Origin of the sequence: Desulfobacter latus, from assembly GCF_013389365.1 — a bacterium.
GTDB lineage: Bacteria > Desulfobacterota > Desulfobacteria > Desulfobacterales > Desulfobacteraceae > Desulfobacter > Desulfobacter latus.
This window is the reverse complement of the sequence record NZ_JACADJ010000056.1, coordinates 1-18,528: the sequence shown is the minus strand read 5'-3', so window position 1 is coordinate 18,528 and position 18,528 is coordinate 1. Positions and strand designations below refer to the sequence as shown.

Genomic DNA, 18,528 nt, shown 5'->3' with positions numbered 1-18,528 from the left:
ACCTTGGCTTATTTTTCGGTGTACGAAGCGGAGCCTTGGGCTTTTTTGCTGCCTGCCTGGAAAGGCAGGGTGACAGCAGGGGGCTTTCCGCCGCCGTGGAGTACAAAGGTTTTCTGATTTGATTCGTTCTTTTCATAGGCGGTGGCCCATTTTTGCTGGGAAAGAAATTCAAGCAGATCAGGGTTGACCTGTTGGCCATCCCGGCCGCCTAATGCAAGATGGAGAGACTTAATACCGCTAAGATAGGCCTTGTAAAGTTTTGTAATCCTCTGGGCTTCCTGGTCGGCGGCATAGTTGTCTGCCTCTGCGATGAGCTGGCGCCGTTTTTTCTCTTCCGTGGCCTTCACCAGCTTATCGCCGAACCTTGTTTCGTTGAGAACAAAACTGACCACCTCAATGCCGTACTTTCCTTCAAGGGTGGGACCGTTTTTATTGATCGGCCGATTTTTTAATGCATGAAAGATCTCTTCTTTTATAACTTCCCTTTCCGAGATCAACTTGTTGACCTCTTTGCCCTGTAGAATATCCTTGGCAATTCCGTCGTAATCCCCCTGAAGCAAAATTTCAGGGGACAAATTTTCAATGCCCCAAATTTTTAAATCTTTTATCCTGAACGTCATCAAGGCAGATGTCCACAGGGCTACGTTTTCCCGGGAGATAATTTTAATGGGTTCAGCAGCACCGCCAATGTAAATGTTCTGGTTCATTAAGGGGACCTCTTTTTCCAGCCGGGTAAAGAAAGGAAGCCTGAAATGCCAGCCCACATCGGTGACGGCCTCTCTTTTTCCGCCAAATTGTTCAAGAATAACAGCATAGTTTAATTTGACCTTGTAGATCACCTGGGTGGAATAGACCACAGCGGCCAAAGAATAAATCAGGGTAAGACTGATCAGTAAAATTGCGATTCTTCTCATTATGGTGAAAAATCGCGCCCGCTGCAGAAAAATCTGAGATTGCTGCTCTTTCATACCTGCTCCTTTGCCGTTAATTTAGCGATTAATAGCCGTTGGGTTTTAAGTGCGTTAATCTTTTGCTTATCCGTCAGCCTGGAACGTAAAAAAGAAACCAGATTAATAAAGGAATTCAAGAATATAAAAAGTATACATTAAGATTTATTCGTGGTCAAAAAATATTTCATGAAAATTGCATAGCTACAATGCCGCAGATGGATGATGTTTCGTTCAAACACTATAAAAATATCCCGGCAACGGCGCCGGTCATAATACCCAGGCTCCCCGGGTTTGCAAAACCGCACATGGCATAAGAGATAATGATGCGGCTGCGTTCACTGATTTCGCCTGCCGGCATACGGGATAAATTAAATTAGCGCCCTTTGGGCGGGCTGTTAGGTACTGGGTGCTGGGTGCTGGGAAATGGAAATTCCTATACTCTCAAGATATGCGATGAATTCGTTAAGAATTGTTTTGGTTCCCATCAGAGTACCGGTGGCAGGGGCTTCGGACCAGGGGATGCTCATCAGCCATGTTGCAGGTGCCATGATCCAGCCTAAAATCCGCTGCAGCGTGAACGGCTGCCCTTCCAACAACGGCATAAGTCCAAGTGTCATATTGATCAGGCTCACCATGGCCACAAGAACGATGATCATGGCCACAATAAGGCGTATCCGTTAATTGTATAAATGAGCATATTTGTCTATTTTTGTAGTGATAAAAAGTAACGGTTCCGCCGATAAACTAAGACATGATCGACAGGTAGTCTTCACCTCACATTAGATTTTTATCAATATCCATTTTTCCATGTAAAATGCCAATAATATCAATATAACGACCTGAGTTCATATAGAATATAACGTGCTTCCGAACCGGGAAGGAATAATACCCAGGACAAATCTCAGGCCGATATCTTCCAAGTCCGGGATTAACAGATAACTGAGTAAGCATATCTTCAATATCCTGGAGATATCTTTCAGCTTGTCTTTCACCCCATGTCTCAACAGTATAATTCCAGATTTCAATTAAATCTGATTTTGCTGAAGGCGTAAGGCGGTATTCAGGCATTCCTGACCTCTTCAATAACTTCGCTAACAGATTGCGCCACAAATTTTCCCTGTTTGGCTTGATCCGCACCAATCGATAGACGCTCTTTTAACAATTCAAGTTTCATATGCTGAACCAATTCTTCGTTTTTTTCCCAGAACCGCAAAGCATCCCGGATCACTTCACTGGCATTGTTGTAAAAACCTGAGGCTACTTTTTGCTTCACTTTGCTTTCAAGCTCAGGTGTAAGTGATATATGCATATTGCCCTCCTTAATATAAAAGAAATCTATCAGTAATAATAGCCAAGATACAGATATTATCAATCTTTGTATTCGTCAAATAATGTTTTTCTCTGGAACGGACCGGACTAACAGGGACAAAGTCCCTTATTTCACGGCAAAAATACAGAAAAATTGCGTAAACTCATCGACAATTTCTACCTGTTTGAATTCTGCGTGAACAAGTTGTTGCTTCACATCTGAAACGTCACACCGAATTGATATTGGCGGCCCCTGATTCATCTCAGATTTTTTCCAATCCATAATCAGTATTTTTCCTCCGGGTTTCAGGAGACGTCCGCATTCTACCAGCATTTTTGCCGGCTCGTGCAATTCGTGGTGCAATGCAATCATAAATACCAGGTCAGCTTCTCCATCAGGCAAATCGACAGACGACTCTTCCATTTTAACAGGGATAACATCAGGATGGGTGTTACATATATTCTGACGCATCCACGCCACCATGGTTTCTGAAATATCACACGCATAAACCTTGCCCTTGTTGGTCATCTCGACAAAAGGGACACTGAAGAAACCGGTTCCTGCACCAATATCCACAAGAACTTCAGAATTTTTCAGGTTCAGCAACTCCCAGATCCGTTGGGGCGGCGTTGCCTTTAATCGATCCGGGTTGTTCAGCTTTTTTAATTTTTTCGGGTCAAATTTATTATCAGTCATTTTCTATTTTCCTTTGAAGTGTATGCGTTATCTATAATATAAACCAGATTTTAATTCGCCAGGCAATATCGGTCCTGAATTTTGTTATCCCTTGGTGTAGAGAAGCCCCAAAGAGTTATGGTCTTATAAGATCCGGCGACCTTGATCATCATTTGGACCACCGTGTAGGTTGGGTTGAACGAAGTGAAACCCAACATTTTGTATTTGTTGGGTTTCGTTCCTCAACCCAACCTACCTTCCACGCATTGGCTGAAATAATAGACATTATACCGATTTTTCACAACCCATTGATTTTATTAGAAGAGTGTTTTTAGACAATATAATAAAATCAAACAGTTAGCCAAAATCGGTATAATGTCTAATGATCAAGGCCGATCCGGCCATTGACTTTATTGATGACCGTGATGGTAATCTTTTTAGATGTCATCGGCTATGGCGGTGATACGTTTGGGGGCCTTCAACAGGTGGGCAAGTTTTCCGGCTTTCTGAGAAATAAAGGTTTTTTCCTCTTCGCTCAGATTATTTTGTTCTGCCAGTTCCTCAAATCCTTTGTCAATTGTCTCACGGTCAATGCGGAGTTCCACCAGACGGGGTTCAAATTTGACGGGCAGTGTGGCCTCATCCCGGATGGATTGTTTGTAGGAGTAGCGATTGAGATATCTGCCCGGATCATTGGACGCGCCGAACAACTTAAAGGTGTTTCGGTCAAGTCCTGAAATCGGCGTTCCGGTCAAGCCGAAGAAAAGTGTCGAGAACACCACAAAGGATTGTAGGATTTCCAGTAGTGTCTTCGGGTGCAGCAAACGCTCCGCACCCCAATGGGTTTTACCCGCCATTCGCCGGTGAGCATCTTCTGCATCAGGCCGCGTTTCTGGGTTTTGTATTTTTCTGCGAGCTGTCTCAGCAGGTATATTTCGTGCTGTTATGCAGCTTCAAGCACAAAATTCACATGGATAGCATCAAAAGGAAATTCTATTTGACCGCTTTTTGTTTTTATCAAAATCCCAGCTTTCAGAAGCGCATGGACGTCACCATGGACGGCTTTAACATCCCGGCCCAATCTTCTGGCTGCTTCACGGATAGACAAAGGTCCGGCCCCTGTCATATTCTGAAGAAGGTCCCACCGCTTGCCGGAAATAATTTTAAAGTGCCAAGCATCAGGGCCTCAGGTTTCGGCAGCTCAAGTCCCAAAGTCTCTTTAATCAGGTCTTCAACCGTATCTATGGTTTTAAATTCGAGTTCCTCTTTTACATTGTCAGGTATATCCTTTAAGTCTTTTTCATTTTCCCGGGGCAACAATATTTTTCTAATACCGGCCCGGCGGGCTGCCAGCACTTTTTCTTTGATTCCACCAACAGGCAGAACGTGTCCCCGTAATGTAATTTCTCCTGTCATGGCCAGCTTTGGATCAATTTTACGTCCCATGATCAGGGATGTAATGGCGGCAAACATGGCCGCTCCGGCCGAAGGGCCGTCCTTGGGCAGGGAACCTGCCGGGATATGTATGTGCAGATCTTTTTTGTCGAATTCAAAATCAGGCAATGTAAATGCCAGCCTGGATCTGAATAAACTTAAGGATATGGCAGCAGATTCTTTCATCACATCCCCGAGCCGGCCGGTTAACGTCAGCTTGCCTGTTCCGGGCATATGGGTTGCTTCGATAAAAAGGATTTCTCCGCCCATGGGGGTCCATGCAAGCCCGGTTACAACACCCGGCTGATTTTTTTCCTGTGCCATATCATGCCGGATGACCGGACGGCCCAGAATATCTTCAAGCATGTCGCAACTCACCTGAAACGGCAGTTCCGTATCCCCTGAAACGATTCTTTGTGATGCCACCCTGGCGACTTTGGCAAGCTGCCCCCGAAGGGCCCTGACACCGGCTTCCAATGTATATTTATCAATTATGGTTCTAAATGCGTTATCATCGATTTCAAGCTGGTGCGTTTCAATCCCATGCGCTTCAAGGACAAGTTTCATCAAAAAGTCTTTCCCGATATGGAATTTTTCATCTGCCGTATACCCCGAAAGTTCAATCACTTCCATACGGTCTAAAAGCGGTGCCGGGATGCTGCTTTTATCATTGGCCGTTGCCACAAAAAATACATCTGACAGATCATAGGGCACCTCAAGATAATGATCGGAAAATGTATTATTCTGTTCCGGATCAAGCACCTCAAGCAATGCACTTGAGGGATCACCATGAAAGGCTGAAACCAGCTTATCCACTTCATCCAGGACAAATACGGGATTCTTTTTGCCGGCCTTTTTCATTCCCTGGATGATTCGCCCCGGAAGGGCACCGACATAGGTCCTGCGATGGCCCCTGATCTCCGCTTCATCCCTGACGCCACCAAGGCTGATCCGGACATACTCCCTTTGCAGGGCCTCTGCAATCCCTTTGCCAAGACTTGTTTTACCCGTACCCGGCGGGCCGACAAGCAGCAGAATGGACCCCTGCTTTTCCTTTTTCAGCTTCATCACGGACAAATGCTGAATAATGCGCTCTTTAATTTTTTCCTGCCCGTAGTGATGGGCATCAAGCAGTCCGGATGCGTCCTTGATATCAATATCCGTCTCTTCAGTAGCGGCCCACGGCAATGCCACGAGAAGGTCCAGATAATTTTTAATAATATTTATTTCATGGCTGCCCTGCCCCTGTTCATTGAGTTTTTCAAGTTCGTCAAGTGCGGTCTGTTCAACATCTTCGGGCATATTGGCAGCTTTAATCAGATGTGCATAATCCTTCTTGCCTTTGCCTTCAGGATTGTGATCGGGATCGTCTTCATTGAGCTCTTCCTGGATATTTTTAAGCTGTTCCTTTAAAAAAGCTTTCCTGTAATTTTTATTGGCCTGATCAGAAAACTTCTGCGCCATCTCAATCTGCAGGGTTATGGATTCTTTATGCTGCAGAAGCATATCCATGAAGGCAATTCCTTTTTGCTTTAAAGAATCCATTTCAAGCAGATGCTGTTTCTCTTTTACGGAAACAGGGATATTGGGCATCAGATAGCCTAAAATTCCCTGGATGGAATTAATTTTTTCAATATCTTTTATATAGGACTCGGAACCTTTGAAGTGCGCGCTTATTTCATAGGCGATTTCCTTGATATACGCAAGCATGCGATCCTGGTCTCCGGGGTCTATATCAATATGTTCTTTTGCCGGCACCACCCTGGCAATAATTGCGTCTTCAGTTGTTCGATGATCGGTTCGGACGGATTCTACGGCTACCCTTGAATGCACTTTTGCATACAGGATGTCATGTCCCCGTCGGGAAATCAGGGAATCAAAAAAAATCAAGGTGCCCATGGAGAACAAGTTATCCGTATCAACATGATCTGCATCGAACCCTTCTTTGGCGGAAAGGGCCACAGCCATGGTTTCCCCTTTTTCAATCCGCTGTTTTAATTGCCTGGCCAGGTCATGGCTGACCCGAATCTGGGCATTTGATTCAGGAAATAATACGGTCTGCGTTATGGGGATGACCATCATCTCTTTATTCAAACTATCAGAATTCATATAGTGTTCCTTTCGTTAATCAATTAAATCCTGCCGGATAAAAGTATATAATAGGTATGATTTATATTAGTTCAATTAAAACTAACGTTTTTATTACTCAAACATTGGCATGAAAATTCATAATATCTCTAAATAGTGGTCCGGCATTATGTTTGCGTAGCCTGAATGAAAATGAAAACGTTGACAATTATCCGTCGGTAAATTAGTAAACGGTGAACAAACTATTTTTGGAAGAGTGGGGATCTTGTGAAAAAAAAGCTTATCTATGAGGCTGTCAAAAAGTTCAACAGCCTGGGACATGAGTGTAATCTTGAAATCTCAGACAAATTAGGCATGTCTGAACTTCAGGTAAATCAACTTCACTATCTGAAAATAATTGACAGAACCGATGATATGACCTTTGGAAAATTTGCTGAAATTTTAAAGGTTACCAAGCCGTCGGTTACTGAAATCGTAAATAAATTGATTAAGCTCAATGTTGTTAAAAAAAAACAATGCACCTGGGACAAACGTATATTTTATATCAAACTGACCGAAAAAGGCCGCAATATTGCCCGGCTGCCCTTTCTTGCGGAACAAAAGGTGGTCGATATTATTGCCGGTGTTCTGGATGATGAAGAGATTGATACATTCATTAAAATAATCAAAAAATTATAAAAATTTATCATCCCCCGGCCAAAAGACTACCGGTTCAATGTCATAAAGTTAAGATGGTTACAGATTAAAACCACGAAGTTCACGAAGCGCACGAAGTTTAGTTTTCTAATATCTTCGTGAACTTCGTGTTCTTCGTGGTAAAACACTCAATGCTTAAGTTTTAAGGTTTACAAGGCTTCCTCAAGCATTTTTCTGGACACATCCAACGTCACGTCTCCGTGTTCGGAGAGCTGGGTCATGCCGTGTTTTTCAAGGGCGGCAACCACCTTGTCAACGATATCAGCGCCGATGTCGTAGTCTGAAAGCCGGGTGGCCATGCCAAGGCTGTTAAAAAAATTTTCTGTTTTTTCAATGGCAAGATCAATGCGGGCATCGTCGTCACCCTCGCGGATACCCCATACCCTTTCCGCGTATTGGAGCAGTTTCTTTTTTTTGGGGGTCCTGCGGATCTTCCAGTTTGCAATCTGAATCACGGCCAGGGTTTTTGCATGGTCCAGGCCGGTGAGAGCCGTGATTTCATGGCCAATCATATGGGTGGCCCAGTCCTGGGGGACACCGGCACCGATCAGGCCGTTGAGGGCCATGGTGGAGCACCATACCAGATTGGCCCGGGCATTGTAGTTTTCCGGTTCATCCATCGTGGTTTTTCCCACTTCAATAAGGGTCTGGAGGATGCCTTCGGCGGTACGGTCCTGAAATCCGGCACCCACAGGAAACGTGACATACTGCTCAATGGTATGAATAAAGGTATCCACCACCCCGTTGGCCACCTGGGTGGGGGGCAGGGTGTAGGTCAGGACAGGGTCAAGGATGGAAAATTTCGGGAACGTGTGGTCCGAGAAAACCGGCAGTTTGTCTTCGCCGTCACTGATGACGGCGCCATTGTTCATCTCGGAACCGGTGGCCGGCAAGGTGAGCACGGTGCCGAAAGGGATGGCGCCGTCAACGGGAACCGGGGTAAAGCCAAAGTTCATCAGTTCCCGCTCCCGGCCTTCATATTCATCGGCTACAGCAGCCACGGCAATGAATTTGGTGCCGTCAATAACGGAACCGCCGCCCACAGCCAGGATAAAATCTACTTTTTGTTCGCGAACGATTTTTATGGCATCAAGCAGGATGTCAAACCGGGGGTTGGCCGGGATACCACCGAATTCCAAAACTTCGCGGCTGCCCTTGGAAAGCTCGTCCTTCACCTGGTCCAGAACGCCGAAACGCTTCACACTTCCTCCGCCGTAGGTAATGAGCACTTTGGCATTTTGGGGAACCAGATTGTTCAGTTTTTTCAGACGGCCTTCACCGAAAACAATTTTTGTGGGATTATAAAAATTAAAATTAAGCATGGGGATTTCCTTTGGTTTGCGTGTTGATTTACAATACGTATATAATGCCATCAAACCATGACAATGTGAATATACAAAATTATCAATAAATATGGAGATACAAAGATGCGTTACAGAACCGTACCGAAAAACGGGGATAAATTATCCATATTGGGTTTTGGCGCCATGCGTCTGCCCCTGAACGAAGACCAGTCCATCAATGAAGCGGCCGCCATCGCCCAGATGCGCAAGGCCATTGACGCCGGCGTCAATTACCTCGACACCGCCTGGCCCTACCACAACGGCAAAAGCGAATTGGTGCTGGGAAAAGCCCTCAAGGAGGGCTACCGGGAAAAGGTCAAAATTGCGGACAAGCTGCCCGTGTGGATGTGCGACAACCGCCGGGACATGGAGTCCATTCTGGACAGGCAGCTTGAAAAGCTTGGCGTGGAAACCATAGACTATTACCTGCTGCATGCGCTGGAAGGAGAATCCTGGGACCGCATCAAGGCCCTGGGTGTTATTCCCTTTTTGGAAGACGCCAGGGCCGCAGGCAAGGTCACCAATCTCGGTTTCTCCTTCCATGGTACCAACGAAGATTTTAACCGCATCGTGGATGCCTATGGCTGGACCTTCTGCCAGATCCAGTACAATTTTCTGGACACCCAGAACCAGGCCGGAACCGCCGGACTCAAGTATGCTGCGTCCAAGGATATGGCAGTGATCATCATGGAACCCCTGCGCGGCGGCAACCTGAGCCGCCCTGAGGCACCGCCCCGGATCCAGGCCTTGTGGGACACCGCCGAAATCCGGCGCACGCCTGTGGAATGGGCGCTGCGATGGGTGTGGAACGTCCCCGAGGTGACCGTGGTGCTGTCCGGAATGAATCGGAACGAACACATTGAGCAGAACCTGGCCATTGCCGAACAGGCCGAGGCCGGTTCCCTTACTGATGCCGAACTCACCCTCATCGACCAGGTGGCGGACAAATACCGGGAACTTATGCCCGTGGGCTGCACAGGCTGCCAATACTGCATGCCCTGCCCTGCCGGCGTGAATATCCCCGGTTGTTTCGAATACTACAACTCCGGCAAAATGTTTGAAGAACCCCAGGCAATGACCCAGTTCAGGTACGCCGTGTTTAACGGATTTGTCTCCGGCAAGCAGACCCAGGCGTCCCTGTGCGTTGAGTGCGGTGAATGCCTGGAGCGCTGCCCCCAGCACATTGATATTCCCGAGCGCCTCAAGGACGTGGCGGACTATTGTGAAACAGAAGGCATCGGGGAAATCGTCAAGCAGTTCATGGCCGGGGACCAGAGCCATTCATCATAGCTCACCTTAAAGCCAGGTAACCTTGGCTTCCCGGCGCTCAGGGATATGGTGATACTTGAACTTGGGATACCCAAGGGCCAATGCCGCATATACCGCATGGTTCTCAGGCAGGTTCAGGTATTGGGCAATCGGTGCATGCCGGCTTGCTGCCATCATGAAAAAACCGGCCCAGAAACTCCCGATACCGTAGGAGGTGGCCGCCAGTTCAAGGGATGTTACGGCAATACTGCAGTCTACTAACGGAATGAGCGCGTCCGTTGCCGTATGGGCGATGGCAATGAGGGGGGCGCGCCTTAAAATCATGTCTTCACCGGTTTCCCAGGCAGCGGCAATACCCGGATATGCATTATTCTGGTCCAGCCACTGGACGGTCATCTTTGCCAGTTCATGGATCTTATCCCTGTCATCCACCAGCAGCCAGTGGACCGGCTGAAGATTCTTTGCCGTGGGGGCCCAGCGCAGCATGTCCATGAGGTGGGCCACCTTCTCCCGTTCAACGGGTTTGTTTTTGTAAACACGTACGGATCTGCGGTTTTTCAGCAGGGCCTCCATGGCAGGTACATCCACAGCGATCTCCTTTAAGGCCGGTTCACAGTTCTCCGGAGCGAGACCATCAAAGGTCAGTGCATCCGAGGGGCATACGGCAAGACAGTGGCCGCAGCGCATGCACACATCTTTGGCTTTCGGGATGATTTCGGGAAACCCCTCGCTGTTTTCCCTGAGGATATTGAAAGGGCACTCAATAATACAAATTTTGTCTTTTTTACATTTTTCAGTATTAATTTGAATCTGCATTGTTATCTCCCCAAAAAGGACATTTTTCCGATAAAGATCTGGAAATCATTGAAAACATGGACATCGACCGAGCCGGATTATATAAAATCCTCGCTCAAATCGGCCGGAAGATGATTGCCAACTACGCGTTTCACATCATTAAACCGGAACTGGATGACGTTTTCAAGTTTGAAGAATAAGAATCCGTTCAGATCCGAAAAAGAACCGGCATGGAAAGCCATAATGCAGTTCCATGCCGGCTTTTTATGATCACATCTCCGGAAGGGCATTGTGCAATGATTTTTTCAGCAGATATGCCATCTCTGAAATTTGACCAATACCATTGGCTTTAAGAAATCGAGTGATTAAAAAGCGGGCATATTCCTGTTCTGTCGGCATGGATGTATCAACATCAGAATGGCAATACTCTTTCCGGCACATCATATACTTTATGAAATTCTTTCATCAACATTCTCCAGCGGCAACCGTATAATGAAATGTTTTCCTTCTCCCAAAGATGAAACTACATCCAAGGTGCCTCCGTGCTTCTCGGTATGATAAAGTATGACACAGGCAAACCAATTTCGGTACCTATACCAGTCCCATTGGAAGCGAGGCTGTCATGAGGGACAAAGTAGATTATAAGGGTACCACGAACATTCAACTGGCATCACCAATAACAAAAAAAGCCAACACCCCTTTCAATAAAGACTTTTGGCCACAATCATAGACAGATTGTGGATGTACTATTTACTGAAAACTTATTGTTTTTATGTGGAAATACAACGCATGTCTTTGCTGTTAGGGATCGAGTCAATAATCAACGGTTACGTACTCGTCTGCGATGTAACTTTGTCAATCATTAATTTCTTGGCTTCATTTAGCAGTTTATATATTTTTTCACTTTCTTTTTTACCTTGTGATGTAACTTCGTATTTTTATTTATTTCGAATTTGGTCCAACCAGCCACACTGATACATTCGCTAATTTTCTCCTCAATCTCCTCACCCAAAACTGCACCGTTGCGTGAAAGGTATTTTTCTAACTTTTCTTCAATTTTTTTTGAAGAAAAGGCGTAATGATCCACTACATCTCCCCAATCCATGTGAGGAAAAATTTGTGGAATAAAACTACGATGCAAAGCTACTAACTCAGAGGCGGCTTCATATTGCTTTTCAAATAATAATTCAGATTTTTTCAATCTTATTTTATAGTTTTCGGTTTCCTTTAAAAAGGTGTTTTTCAGAAATTCCAATTCACGATTGTGTTTATTCTTTTCCTTTTCCATTAACCGATTAGCCCATACTTTTCCCAACCAGTTAGAAAACCCAAATACGATAGCTGTACCTCCACCAATAGAGGCCAATATAGTTCCAGAAATTGCTAAAATATCAGATAGCTGCATTTTCGTTGTTTCCTGCATTTAAAACAGCGGTATTAACTGGAAAATTTACATCAGATAGCCTAATCTCTGCAAAATGTTTTTAATTTTATCCAATATCATGGGCCTGGAGAAATGTTCTCACTCCATCCTTTAATTATTCTGTGTTTATGATTAGCTTTAATTCTTCGATACTCATAGGAGGCTTTCTCATATGCAAAACCGCATGACAATTTGGACAAACCGGTCTTAAATCATGAACAGGATCAACTTTGTAGTCTGATTTTATCTCATAAAGCGGTTTGATATGGTGTACGTGGATAAATCCAACAGCAAATTTTCCGAATGTCAATCCGAAATCAAATCCGCACACAATGCAACGAGTCCCCCAATGTTCAATACACTTTTCTCTTGCTTGCAAATTCCGTTCGTATTTATTAATTAATATGGAGCAGACCGTTCCCTCATGGTATCCTAAGTGGATGGTTTCTTCCTCTGGTAAACAAAAAATTTTTCTTTTGGACAAATTGCTCAGTTCTGTTAAAAGCGCATCTGAGATACTTTTCTCTATTTCATAACCCGATGCTTGAAATATCCATTTCCTACTTGAAAATGGTGGCAGCATGAGTCGTTCAAGAGGAATGATAGGCTCTCTTTCCAATAAATACCATCTGACATTAACTCGTTTAACAGCTCTGCCTTTTACAGCTAATTGGGTGTTGTAATGAGGTTCTTCTTGGGGTTCTGTTAAAGTGAATCCCGCCCCTATTATGCCTTTCTGCTTGTTGCCCTGCTTAAAAAGAAAGACCCTGCTTCCTATAGGTAAATCCTTTCTGTTACCACAAGTCCATGGTTCCTCAATGCTGCCTTTTATTTGAACTTGTTGGATTTGATCGTCTAAATTATCCCATTGCCATTTTATGGGATTCCATGCCATTATGAAATTTCTCATTGGACTGTATCGCTATTTAAATGGATTTAAACCATTCTGTATCAATGGTTATCTTTTCGACCATTTCTTTTTTTATCCCCAAGCTTAACTCTTTCAACTTATCAGCAAGTTGATCGCCATCCACGAGATCTATTGGCGGGGCTCCGTCTCTTGTTGCCTCTTTTATAGCATCACGGGTAAAGGTTCCTGTAGTTATAAACAGGCCTTTATCAGCTCTGCCAATCATAGCCCCCCGAAAATCTCTCATATCAGATGCTGTAACATTACCTTTATATTTTTTGCATTGAAATATTACATGAAAACTTAATAAACCACTCAACCGCATTATTCCTTTTCCATCAATACCACCATCTCCTGAACGGCCAGTTACTTCAACCTGTACAAAACCAGATTCCCTGAGAATCCTTTTTGCTAAGCGTTCAAAAGCATCTGGAGTCATGTCATGGATCAAGACATGATGAAGTATATTACGCCAAGATTCAGCTTCTTCCAAAATTTCAATATATTGGTCATCTTCTAATGGTTCTTCTTTTTCAGTACTTTTTTTATTTTTTTTATCCCATTTGACAGTTTTAACGACATGTTGAGGGTCCACTGCCTTTATGCTTCTCTTTTCTGGAATTATTGACCATACACCCCTCTGAGAATTATCTAAAATGCCATACTTTTTGAGATAGGTCCTGGCCCACGCTAATCGATATTCAACTTCTGTAGAACTGCTTTTTTCTGGATTGTGTGGGATATTTAATATTTCTTCAGGTAAATCGGATAATTCTAAAAATTTTTGTTCAATTTCATCAATTGAACCTGATCCTCCTAATTCATTTAAAACGTCAAGGAGAGGGTTCATAAGTTCTTGGAACGGAGGAATCTCAAAATTGTTTTTCATGATACTCATACCTTGATGATGTCTTTTATATGAAAGTTATGAGTGGTGAGTGGTGAGATTTAAAATAAGCTGTTTTCTCACAACTCACAACTCACAACTTTCATTGTTTGTTGTGTCCATCAGGACATGGCCGTTATACAAAAAGTTAACCCAATTGAAGTTATATTAATTATTTTGTGATTCTCAGGTTTTCATTTATGTCGTGTGTAATCGAAATTTTCTTTAGGTAACCGAATAGCAGTATTGATAAAGTGAGTAAAGTATAATTTAAAATTCCATCTTGGTCACAGCTATCAGATAGTAAATCTAAGGTAAACAATAATGATATTAAAAAAAAAGGAGGGTCCATGGCAGAAAAAATCTGGGTTTTGGGTAGCGGCACTTTTGGTGTTAGAGCGGTTAGACAGTTAAGCGACATTCATGGCGCCGGCAGCATCACCCTTGTGGACCCCAGCGCCCAGGCATTGGATCAGGCAACAGTTATAGGTATCAATAAAGTTTGCGAAGAGGGTGTGGCCTTTTTACACAAAAATTTTCTATTGAATGAGCCGTTTTTCCAGCCGCGAAACAGCTAAATAACCAAAGATGATCGTAAAGGCTGCCATAAAAAGTATATCAAAGAATAACAGGCTGCTGAACTGACCTAAACAACAAGCCCGGATCAAACGGACGGAATGAGTGAGCGGGAATACTTCGGATACCCATTGAATCCATTCCGGAAGATTGGTGATAGGGAATACAATTCCCGAAAAGAAAAACATGGGAGTCAGACAACCGGTTAAAAAAAAATTAAAGTGATTGATGGTCTTCACAAATGAAGTGACAAATAAAGAGAGAGCGCCAAACATCATTCCTGCAAAAAATCCAACAAGTGGTGTAAGAATAGCATAATATGAAGGCACAAGACCAAAAACTGTAAAAACACTCATCACCGCCAAGGTAAAGAAAAATCCTTTAGTGCCGACAAAAAGTATTTCACCAACAAACAAATCCGTCACTGTAATGGAAGCCGAAACCATACCATCATAGGCCTTATCAAATTCAAGTCGGATAAAAGTGCCGAAAGTACACTCAAAAGCGGCTGTAAACATCGAGGAGGGAGCAATCATACCCGAGGCCAGAAACAGCAGATACGGTGTACCATCAATCAAACCGACATAATGCCCAAGCCCTAAACCGACTCCGGCCAAAAAAAATAAAGGTTCCACAAAGGGAGGAAACCCGTTGGAAACCAGATGTTTGCAATATACACGGATATGCCTGTACCAGATGCTGTACAAGCGATAAGCCAGAGGTGGCGGTGTTGTGACAATGAGTTGAGGTAGCAAGGCTTTAGTCATGCAAGCTTCTCCCGGTTACTTTTAAAAACAAATCTTCCAAATTGACCGGTCTTAGAAAAAAATCTCCCGCGTTGAGTGGCTCGGTCACTGTTTCCAGTGAAGATAACCTATCACCATACAGCATAAGCCTACCGGCAGTTTCTTCGGTCCGAAACCCTTTTGCTTCAATCGTCGAAAAAACATCGGTATTCAGAATTTCCAGCACGTATGTTTCCAAATTTTTCGAGATTAGAGCGCTGGGATGCCCCTGAAGAATTTTTTCGCCTTTGTGCATAATGATCAGGTCATCGCAAAGTTGGGCTGCTTCATCCATGTAATGGGTGGTCAGGACAATGGTCACACCGGTTTTTTTGAGCATTCTCATTTTGTCCCAAATGGCTTGCCGTACTTGCGGATCTAAACCGGTGGTGGGCTCATCCAAAATAAGGAGGTGAGGGGAGTTGATCAAGGCTCTGGCAATGATCAGACGCCTTTGCATACCGCCGGACAATTCTCTAATACGGGCCTCTTTTTTTTCGGTAAGTTCCATAAATTCAAGCAGCTCGCTGATACGCCGGCTGGCGACATTTTGGGGCAGGCCATAAAATTTACTGTAAATATACAAATTTTGGGAAACTGAAAGCTCAACATCGAGATTGTTTTCCTGGGGCACAATTCCGGTAAGATAGCGGATTTCGAGTTCATTTTTGAGCGGATCATAGCCCAAGACATTGATTATTCGGGCATTATCCGAATCTGCCCTGACCCGTCCGGTCAGCATGTTCATCATTGTGGTTTTACCTGCTCCATTAGGACCCAATAATCCGAAACAGGTCGCTTTGTTTACTTCAAAGGAAAGATTATGAACCGCTTTGAAATCTCCGAAGTGTTTGGTCGCATGTTCTACATATATTGCTTTTTCTGTCATTTTCCATAGTTTCCAAATATGTAATCATCTCATTTTCAGTGGGTATTTATAGCAGGGTTTATGCGGATATAGCTAATATTTTAATCAAAATTGGTGGTATTTGGAAAATCACTAATAAAACTGCTACGCATATTAGCCGAGCAGATTTGTGGGAAGCATAAAGACATACGGAATTCTATTTACAATTGCAGAAATTCCATGACAATATGATTTTCATTAAAGGCGCGGAACGGCTGACCCTGCCTTTTCCATGTCAGCAGAATTATTATTTTGAATAACAAAAGGGAAAATCATGAAAAATCCAATCGATAATTACTGGAAACTTAAATTTGAAAATGTAAAAGAAGCGCTTGAGTCAAACAATTTTGAAGTATTCATTGCTGATAATTCAAAGGAAGCGTCAAAAATAGTTCTGGAAAAAATCATACCCAATGAAAACATTAAAAGCATCTCATGGGGCGGTTCTATGACATTTGTGGGGACAGGACTTTATGATGCACTGAAAAATAAAAATGAATTTAAGATTCTCGATACATTTGACAAATCCTTATCCAATGATGAAAAAACACAGCTGAGACGAGAGGCGCTTTTAACGGATCTTTTTGTCACAGGGACAAATGCCTTAACCGAAGACGGTTGTCTGGTAAACCTTGATATGATCGGAAACAGGGTTGGAGCAATGACATTCGGGCCTAACAATGTTCTAATTCTTACGGGAAGAAATAAAATTGTTCCGGATATCGACACTGCTATGGAGAGGATTAAAAATTATGTTGCCCCCACTAATGCAATGCGTCTTGATATGAAAACACCCTGTGTTAAGACAGGGGAATGTTCTGAATGTAAAGCGAGTGCAAGAATCTGCAACTCCTGGACAATCACGCAAAAATCTTTTCCCCCAAAAAGGGTGAAGATTGTATTGATAAATGAAGATCTGGGATTATAAAAAGCGTGTGAACTGCCTAAAAAACACAACAGTGAACTGCTATTCAGGATACAGAAGGAAGGAAAATCCCCGTTCAATTTTTCTGAAAGACGAACAAGAGAAAATATAATAATAAAAGCATCGTCCCAAACCTGCCGGTGGCAGAGTATGACCGGATTCTTTATTTGTCAGCACCGGCTGCCTAAAAAACCTGTAATACCATCGACACCTTTGATATAATGATTCAGGACCATGCCGGAAGCCGGGATATGGTGTTTGTAAACAATGACGAAAGGCATTTTCAACGAATGCCGGATATTAGAACTAAAAACAGGGCCGGGTAATGCCGGTATATTTTATGGACAAGCTAAACAAAGATATCAAACAGGCTTGCCAGGCAATTAAAGATGCAGACGCGCTTTTTATAACGGCCGGTGCCGGTATGGGCGTCGATTCGGGGTTGCCTGATTTCAGGGGAAATGCAGGGTTTTGGAAAGCGTATCCGCCCATAGCGAAACTGGGCAAATCGTTCAGTGAAATGGCAGACCCTGTCTGGTTTAACAAACAGCCTGAAATTGCCTGGGCGTTTTATGGGCACAGGTTGAATCTTTATCGTGAAACAATCCCCCACGAAGGCTTTTCAAAATTGCTTGATCTGGGACAAAGCAAGCCGTACGGATATTTTGTATTCACCTCGAACGTTGACGGGCAGTTTCAAAAAGCCGGCTTTGATGATGCATTGATTGAAGAGTGCCATGGCTCTATCCACCATCTTCAATGCACCGGGCCATGTTCCAACGACATCTGGGAGATTGGGGAAGAAAAAATCAATGTTGATATGGAAACGTTCCGGGCGACAGGCGAGTTGCCGAAATGTAAAAACTGTGGAAGACTGGCACGTCCCAATATTTTAATGTTTGGAGACTGGAACTGGATATCGCACCGCACCGGTCAACAAGTGGCGCGCTTGCAGAAATGGCTTGAAAAGCTCAGCAGTTTCAATGCAAACTTGGCCATTATTGAAATAGGGGCAGGCCTTGCCGTACCTACGGTAAGATATAAATCCCAACGAACCGGCCGGAACTTAAATTCAACCTTGATACGCATCAACCCAAGGGATTACCATGTCAGCCAAGGCGCAATCGGCCTGCCGCTTGGCGCCCGTGAAGGCATAAACCGGATTTTGTGCTGATGAATAAGGATGATTATCCAAAAACCGGCTTACAAAGGCTCTTTCAAAAAGGGGCCGGTAATTTTGTACTCTTGCGTCAACAACCCCTCGGCTGAAGACCGAGGGGCTTGTGGGGAAGCCCGCAAGCCCGGTTGATTAGCCTCAGCCCTGCGTTATTGGTAAGCGGGGCTACGTTACCGTAGAATACATAGGTACTTCGGGATACAGATCCGACCAATCGTCCACACGTCCCGAACGTTACGGTCAGTGTTTAAACATCTGTGAGGGTAGCAGAAGTGATGCTGATATTAAAAACCTGCGGATAACATTGGCAATGTGGATCACTGGTTTTGGCAGTTCCAGAACAGAACATGAGAGTTTTTGTTACAAAAACTGCCACACAA

General features: G+C 44.0%; 23 protein-coding genes. 6 read left to right on the top strand and 17 right to left on the bottom strand.

The window, feature by feature from the left end; translation table 11 throughout:
* Positions 1-8: 8 nt before the first annotated feature.
* The 9 genes from HXW94_RS13870 to lon form a co-directional block, all read right to left on the bottom strand.
* Entirely contained in the window at positions 9-968 is a 960-nt protein-coding gene (locus HXW94_RS13870) for an SPFH domain-containing protein (RefSeq protein WP_178367501.1), read from the bottom strand.
* 220 nt (positions 969-1,188) lie between these two features.
* On the bottom strand, positions 1,189-1,308 hold the full coding sequence (locus HXW94_RS19900) for a nucleoside transporter C-terminal domain-containing protein (protein WP_281357844.1): 120 nt from the start codon (positions 1,306-1,308) through the stop codon (positions 1,189-1,191).
* Positions 1,309-1,345: 37 nt separating this feature from the next.
* Entirely contained in the window at positions 1,346-1,606 is a 261-nt protein-coding gene (locus HXW94_RS19895) for a nucleoside transporter C-terminal domain-containing protein (RefSeq protein WP_281357845.1), read from the bottom strand.
* A gap of 118 nt (positions 1,607-1,724) precedes the next feature.
* Complete coding sequence (locus tag HXW94_RS13860; RefSeq protein WP_178367500.1) at positions 1,725-2,018, bottom strand: type II toxin-antitoxin system RelE/ParE family toxin; 294 nt, start codon at positions 2,016-2,018, stop codon at positions 1,725-1,727.
* The gene (locus tag HXW94_RS13855; RefSeq protein WP_178367499.1) at positions 2,011-2,259 is read right to left on the bottom strand and encodes a type II toxin-antitoxin system ParD family antitoxin; all 249 of its coding nucleotides are present in this window, start codon (positions 2,257-2,259) and stop codon (positions 2,011-2,013) included. Before HXW94_RS13855 ends, HXW94_RS13860 begins: the two co-directional genes overlap by 8 nt.
* A gap of 126 nt (positions 2,260-2,385) precedes the next feature.
* Positions 2,386-2,955 carry a class I SAM-dependent methyltransferase gene (locus tag HXW94_RS13850; protein WP_178367498.1) on the bottom strand — a complete coding sequence of 190 codons (570 nt, stop codon included), beginning with the start codon at positions 2,953-2,955 and terminating at the stop codon, positions 2,386-2,388.
* 416 nt (positions 2,956-3,371) lie between these two features.
* Positions 3,372-3,791, bottom strand: a complete 420-nt coding sequence (locus tag HXW94_RS13845; protein ID WP_178367497.1) for a hypothetical protein — start codon at positions 3,789-3,791, stop codon at positions 3,372-3,374.
* Between the two features lie 86 nt (positions 3,792-3,877).
* A complete protein-coding gene (locus HXW94_RS13840; RefSeq protein WP_218576726.1) occupies positions 3,878-4,042 on the bottom strand; it encodes an HVO_A0114 family putative DNA-binding protein in 165 nt (54 codons plus the stop codon).
* A gap of 14 nt (positions 4,043-4,056) precedes the next feature.
* On the bottom strand, positions 4,057-6,477 hold the full coding sequence (gene lon / locus HXW94_RS13835; protein WP_178367496.1) for an endopeptidase La: 2,421 nt from the start codon (positions 6,475-6,477) through the stop codon (positions 4,057-4,059).
* Positions 6,478-6,723: 246 nt separating this feature from the next.
* On the opposite strand from lon, the gene HXW94_RS13830 reads away from it, so the two are divergent.
* Positions 6,724-7,134 carry a MarR family transcriptional regulator gene (locus tag HXW94_RS13830; RefSeq protein WP_178367495.1) on the top strand — a complete coding sequence of 137 codons (411 nt, stop codon included), beginning with the start codon at positions 6,724-6,726 and terminating at the stop codon, positions 7,132-7,134.
* Between the two features lie 167 nt (positions 7,135-7,301).
* Here the strand turns inward: HXW94_RS13830 and HXW94_RS13825 are convergent, their stop codons facing one another.
* Positions 7,302-8,474 (bottom strand): iron-containing alcohol dehydrogenase, encoded by a 1,173-nt coding sequence (locus HXW94_RS13825; RefSeq protein ID WP_178367494.1) that lies wholly within the window; start codon positions 8,472-8,474, stop codon positions 7,302-7,304.
* Positions 8,475-8,579: 105 nt separating this feature from the next.
* Between HXW94_RS13825 and HXW94_RS13820 the strand changes: the two genes are divergently transcribed.
* Positions 8,580-9,785 carry an aldo/keto reductase gene (locus HXW94_RS13820; protein ID WP_178367493.1) on the top strand — a complete coding sequence of 402 codons (1,206 nt, stop codon included), beginning with the start codon at positions 8,580-8,582 and terminating at the stop codon, positions 9,783-9,785.
* 6 nt (positions 9,786-9,791) lie between these two features.
* Here HXW94_RS13820 and HXW94_RS13815 read toward each other — a convergent pair whose 3' ends face one another.
* Positions 9,792-10,580: a nitroreductase family protein gene (locus HXW94_RS13815; protein ID WP_178367492.1), complete on the bottom strand. Its 789-nt coding sequence runs from the start codon at positions 10,578-10,580 to the stop codon at positions 9,792-9,794.
* A 56-nt stretch (positions 10,581-10,636) separates the two neighbouring features.
* Between HXW94_RS13815 and HXW94_RS19890 the strand changes: the two genes are divergently transcribed.
* Positions 10,637-10,759, top strand: coding sequence for a hypothetical protein (locus HXW94_RS19890; protein ID WP_281357843.1), 123 nt, complete (start codon positions 10,637-10,639; stop codon positions 10,757-10,759).
* A 70-nt stretch (positions 10,760-10,829) separates the two neighbouring features.
* Here HXW94_RS19890 and HXW94_RS19885 read toward each other — a convergent pair whose 3' ends face one another.
* From HXW94_RS19885 to HXW94_RS13800, 4 genes are all read right to left on the bottom strand, one after another.
* Complete coding sequence (locus HXW94_RS19885; RefSeq protein WP_281357842.1) at positions 10,830-10,958, bottom strand: hypothetical protein; 129 nt, start codon at positions 10,956-10,958, stop codon at positions 10,830-10,832.
* A 481-nt stretch (positions 10,959-11,439) separates the two neighbouring features.
* Positions 11,440-11,964, bottom strand: coding sequence for a hypothetical protein (locus HXW94_RS13810; protein ID WP_178367491.1), 525 nt, complete (start codon positions 11,962-11,964; stop codon positions 11,440-11,442).
* A 133-nt stretch (positions 11,965-12,097) separates the two neighbouring features.
* Complete coding sequence (locus HXW94_RS13805; protein ID WP_218576725.1) at positions 12,098-12,877, bottom strand: HNH endonuclease; 780 nt, start codon at positions 12,875-12,877, stop codon at positions 12,098-12,100.
* Between the two features lie 31 nt (positions 12,878-12,908).
* The gene (locus HXW94_RS13800) at positions 12,909-13,781 is read right to left on the bottom strand and encodes a restriction endonuclease (RefSeq protein WP_218576724.1); all 873 of its coding nucleotides are present in this window, start codon (positions 13,779-13,781) and stop codon (positions 12,909-12,911) included.
* Between the two features lie 347 nt (positions 13,782-14,128).
* On the opposite strand from HXW94_RS13800, the gene HXW94_RS13795 reads away from it, so the two are divergent.
* Complete coding sequence (locus HXW94_RS13795; protein ID WP_178367488.1) at positions 14,129-14,356, top strand: hypothetical protein; 228 nt, start codon at positions 14,129-14,131, stop codon at positions 14,354-14,356.
* Here the strand turns inward: HXW94_RS13795 and HXW94_RS13790 are convergent.
* Both HXW94_RS13790 and HXW94_RS13785 read right to left on the bottom strand, forming a co-directional pair.
* Complete coding sequence (locus HXW94_RS13790; protein WP_178367487.1) at positions 14,318-15,121, bottom strand: ABC transporter permease; 804 nt, start codon at positions 15,119-15,121, stop codon at positions 14,318-14,320. The two genes, HXW94_RS13795 and HXW94_RS13790, sit on opposite strands and share 39 nt — an antisense overlap.
* Positions 15,114-16,028 (bottom strand): ABC transporter ATP-binding protein, encoded by a 915-nt coding sequence (locus tag HXW94_RS13785; protein WP_178367486.1) that lies wholly within the window; start codon positions 16,026-16,028, stop codon positions 15,114-15,116. The genes HXW94_RS13790 and HXW94_RS13785 overlap by 8 nt, the downstream gene beginning before the upstream one ends.
* Positions 16,029-16,320: 292 nt before the next feature.
* Here HXW94_RS13785 and HXW94_RS13780 point away from each other — a divergent pair, with 292 nt between their 5' ends.
* Positions 16,321-16,974: a lactate utilization protein gene (locus tag HXW94_RS13780; protein ID WP_178367485.1), complete on the top strand. Its 654-nt coding sequence runs from the start codon at positions 16,321-16,323 to the stop codon at positions 16,972-16,974.
* Positions 16,975-17,296: 322 nt separating this feature from the next.
* Positions 17,297-18,145, top strand: coding sequence for an SIR2 family NAD-dependent protein deacylase (locus tag HXW94_RS13775; RefSeq protein ID WP_178367484.1), 849 nt, complete (start codon positions 17,297-17,299; stop codon positions 18,143-18,145).
* Positions 18,146-18,528: the final 383 nt, after the last annotated feature.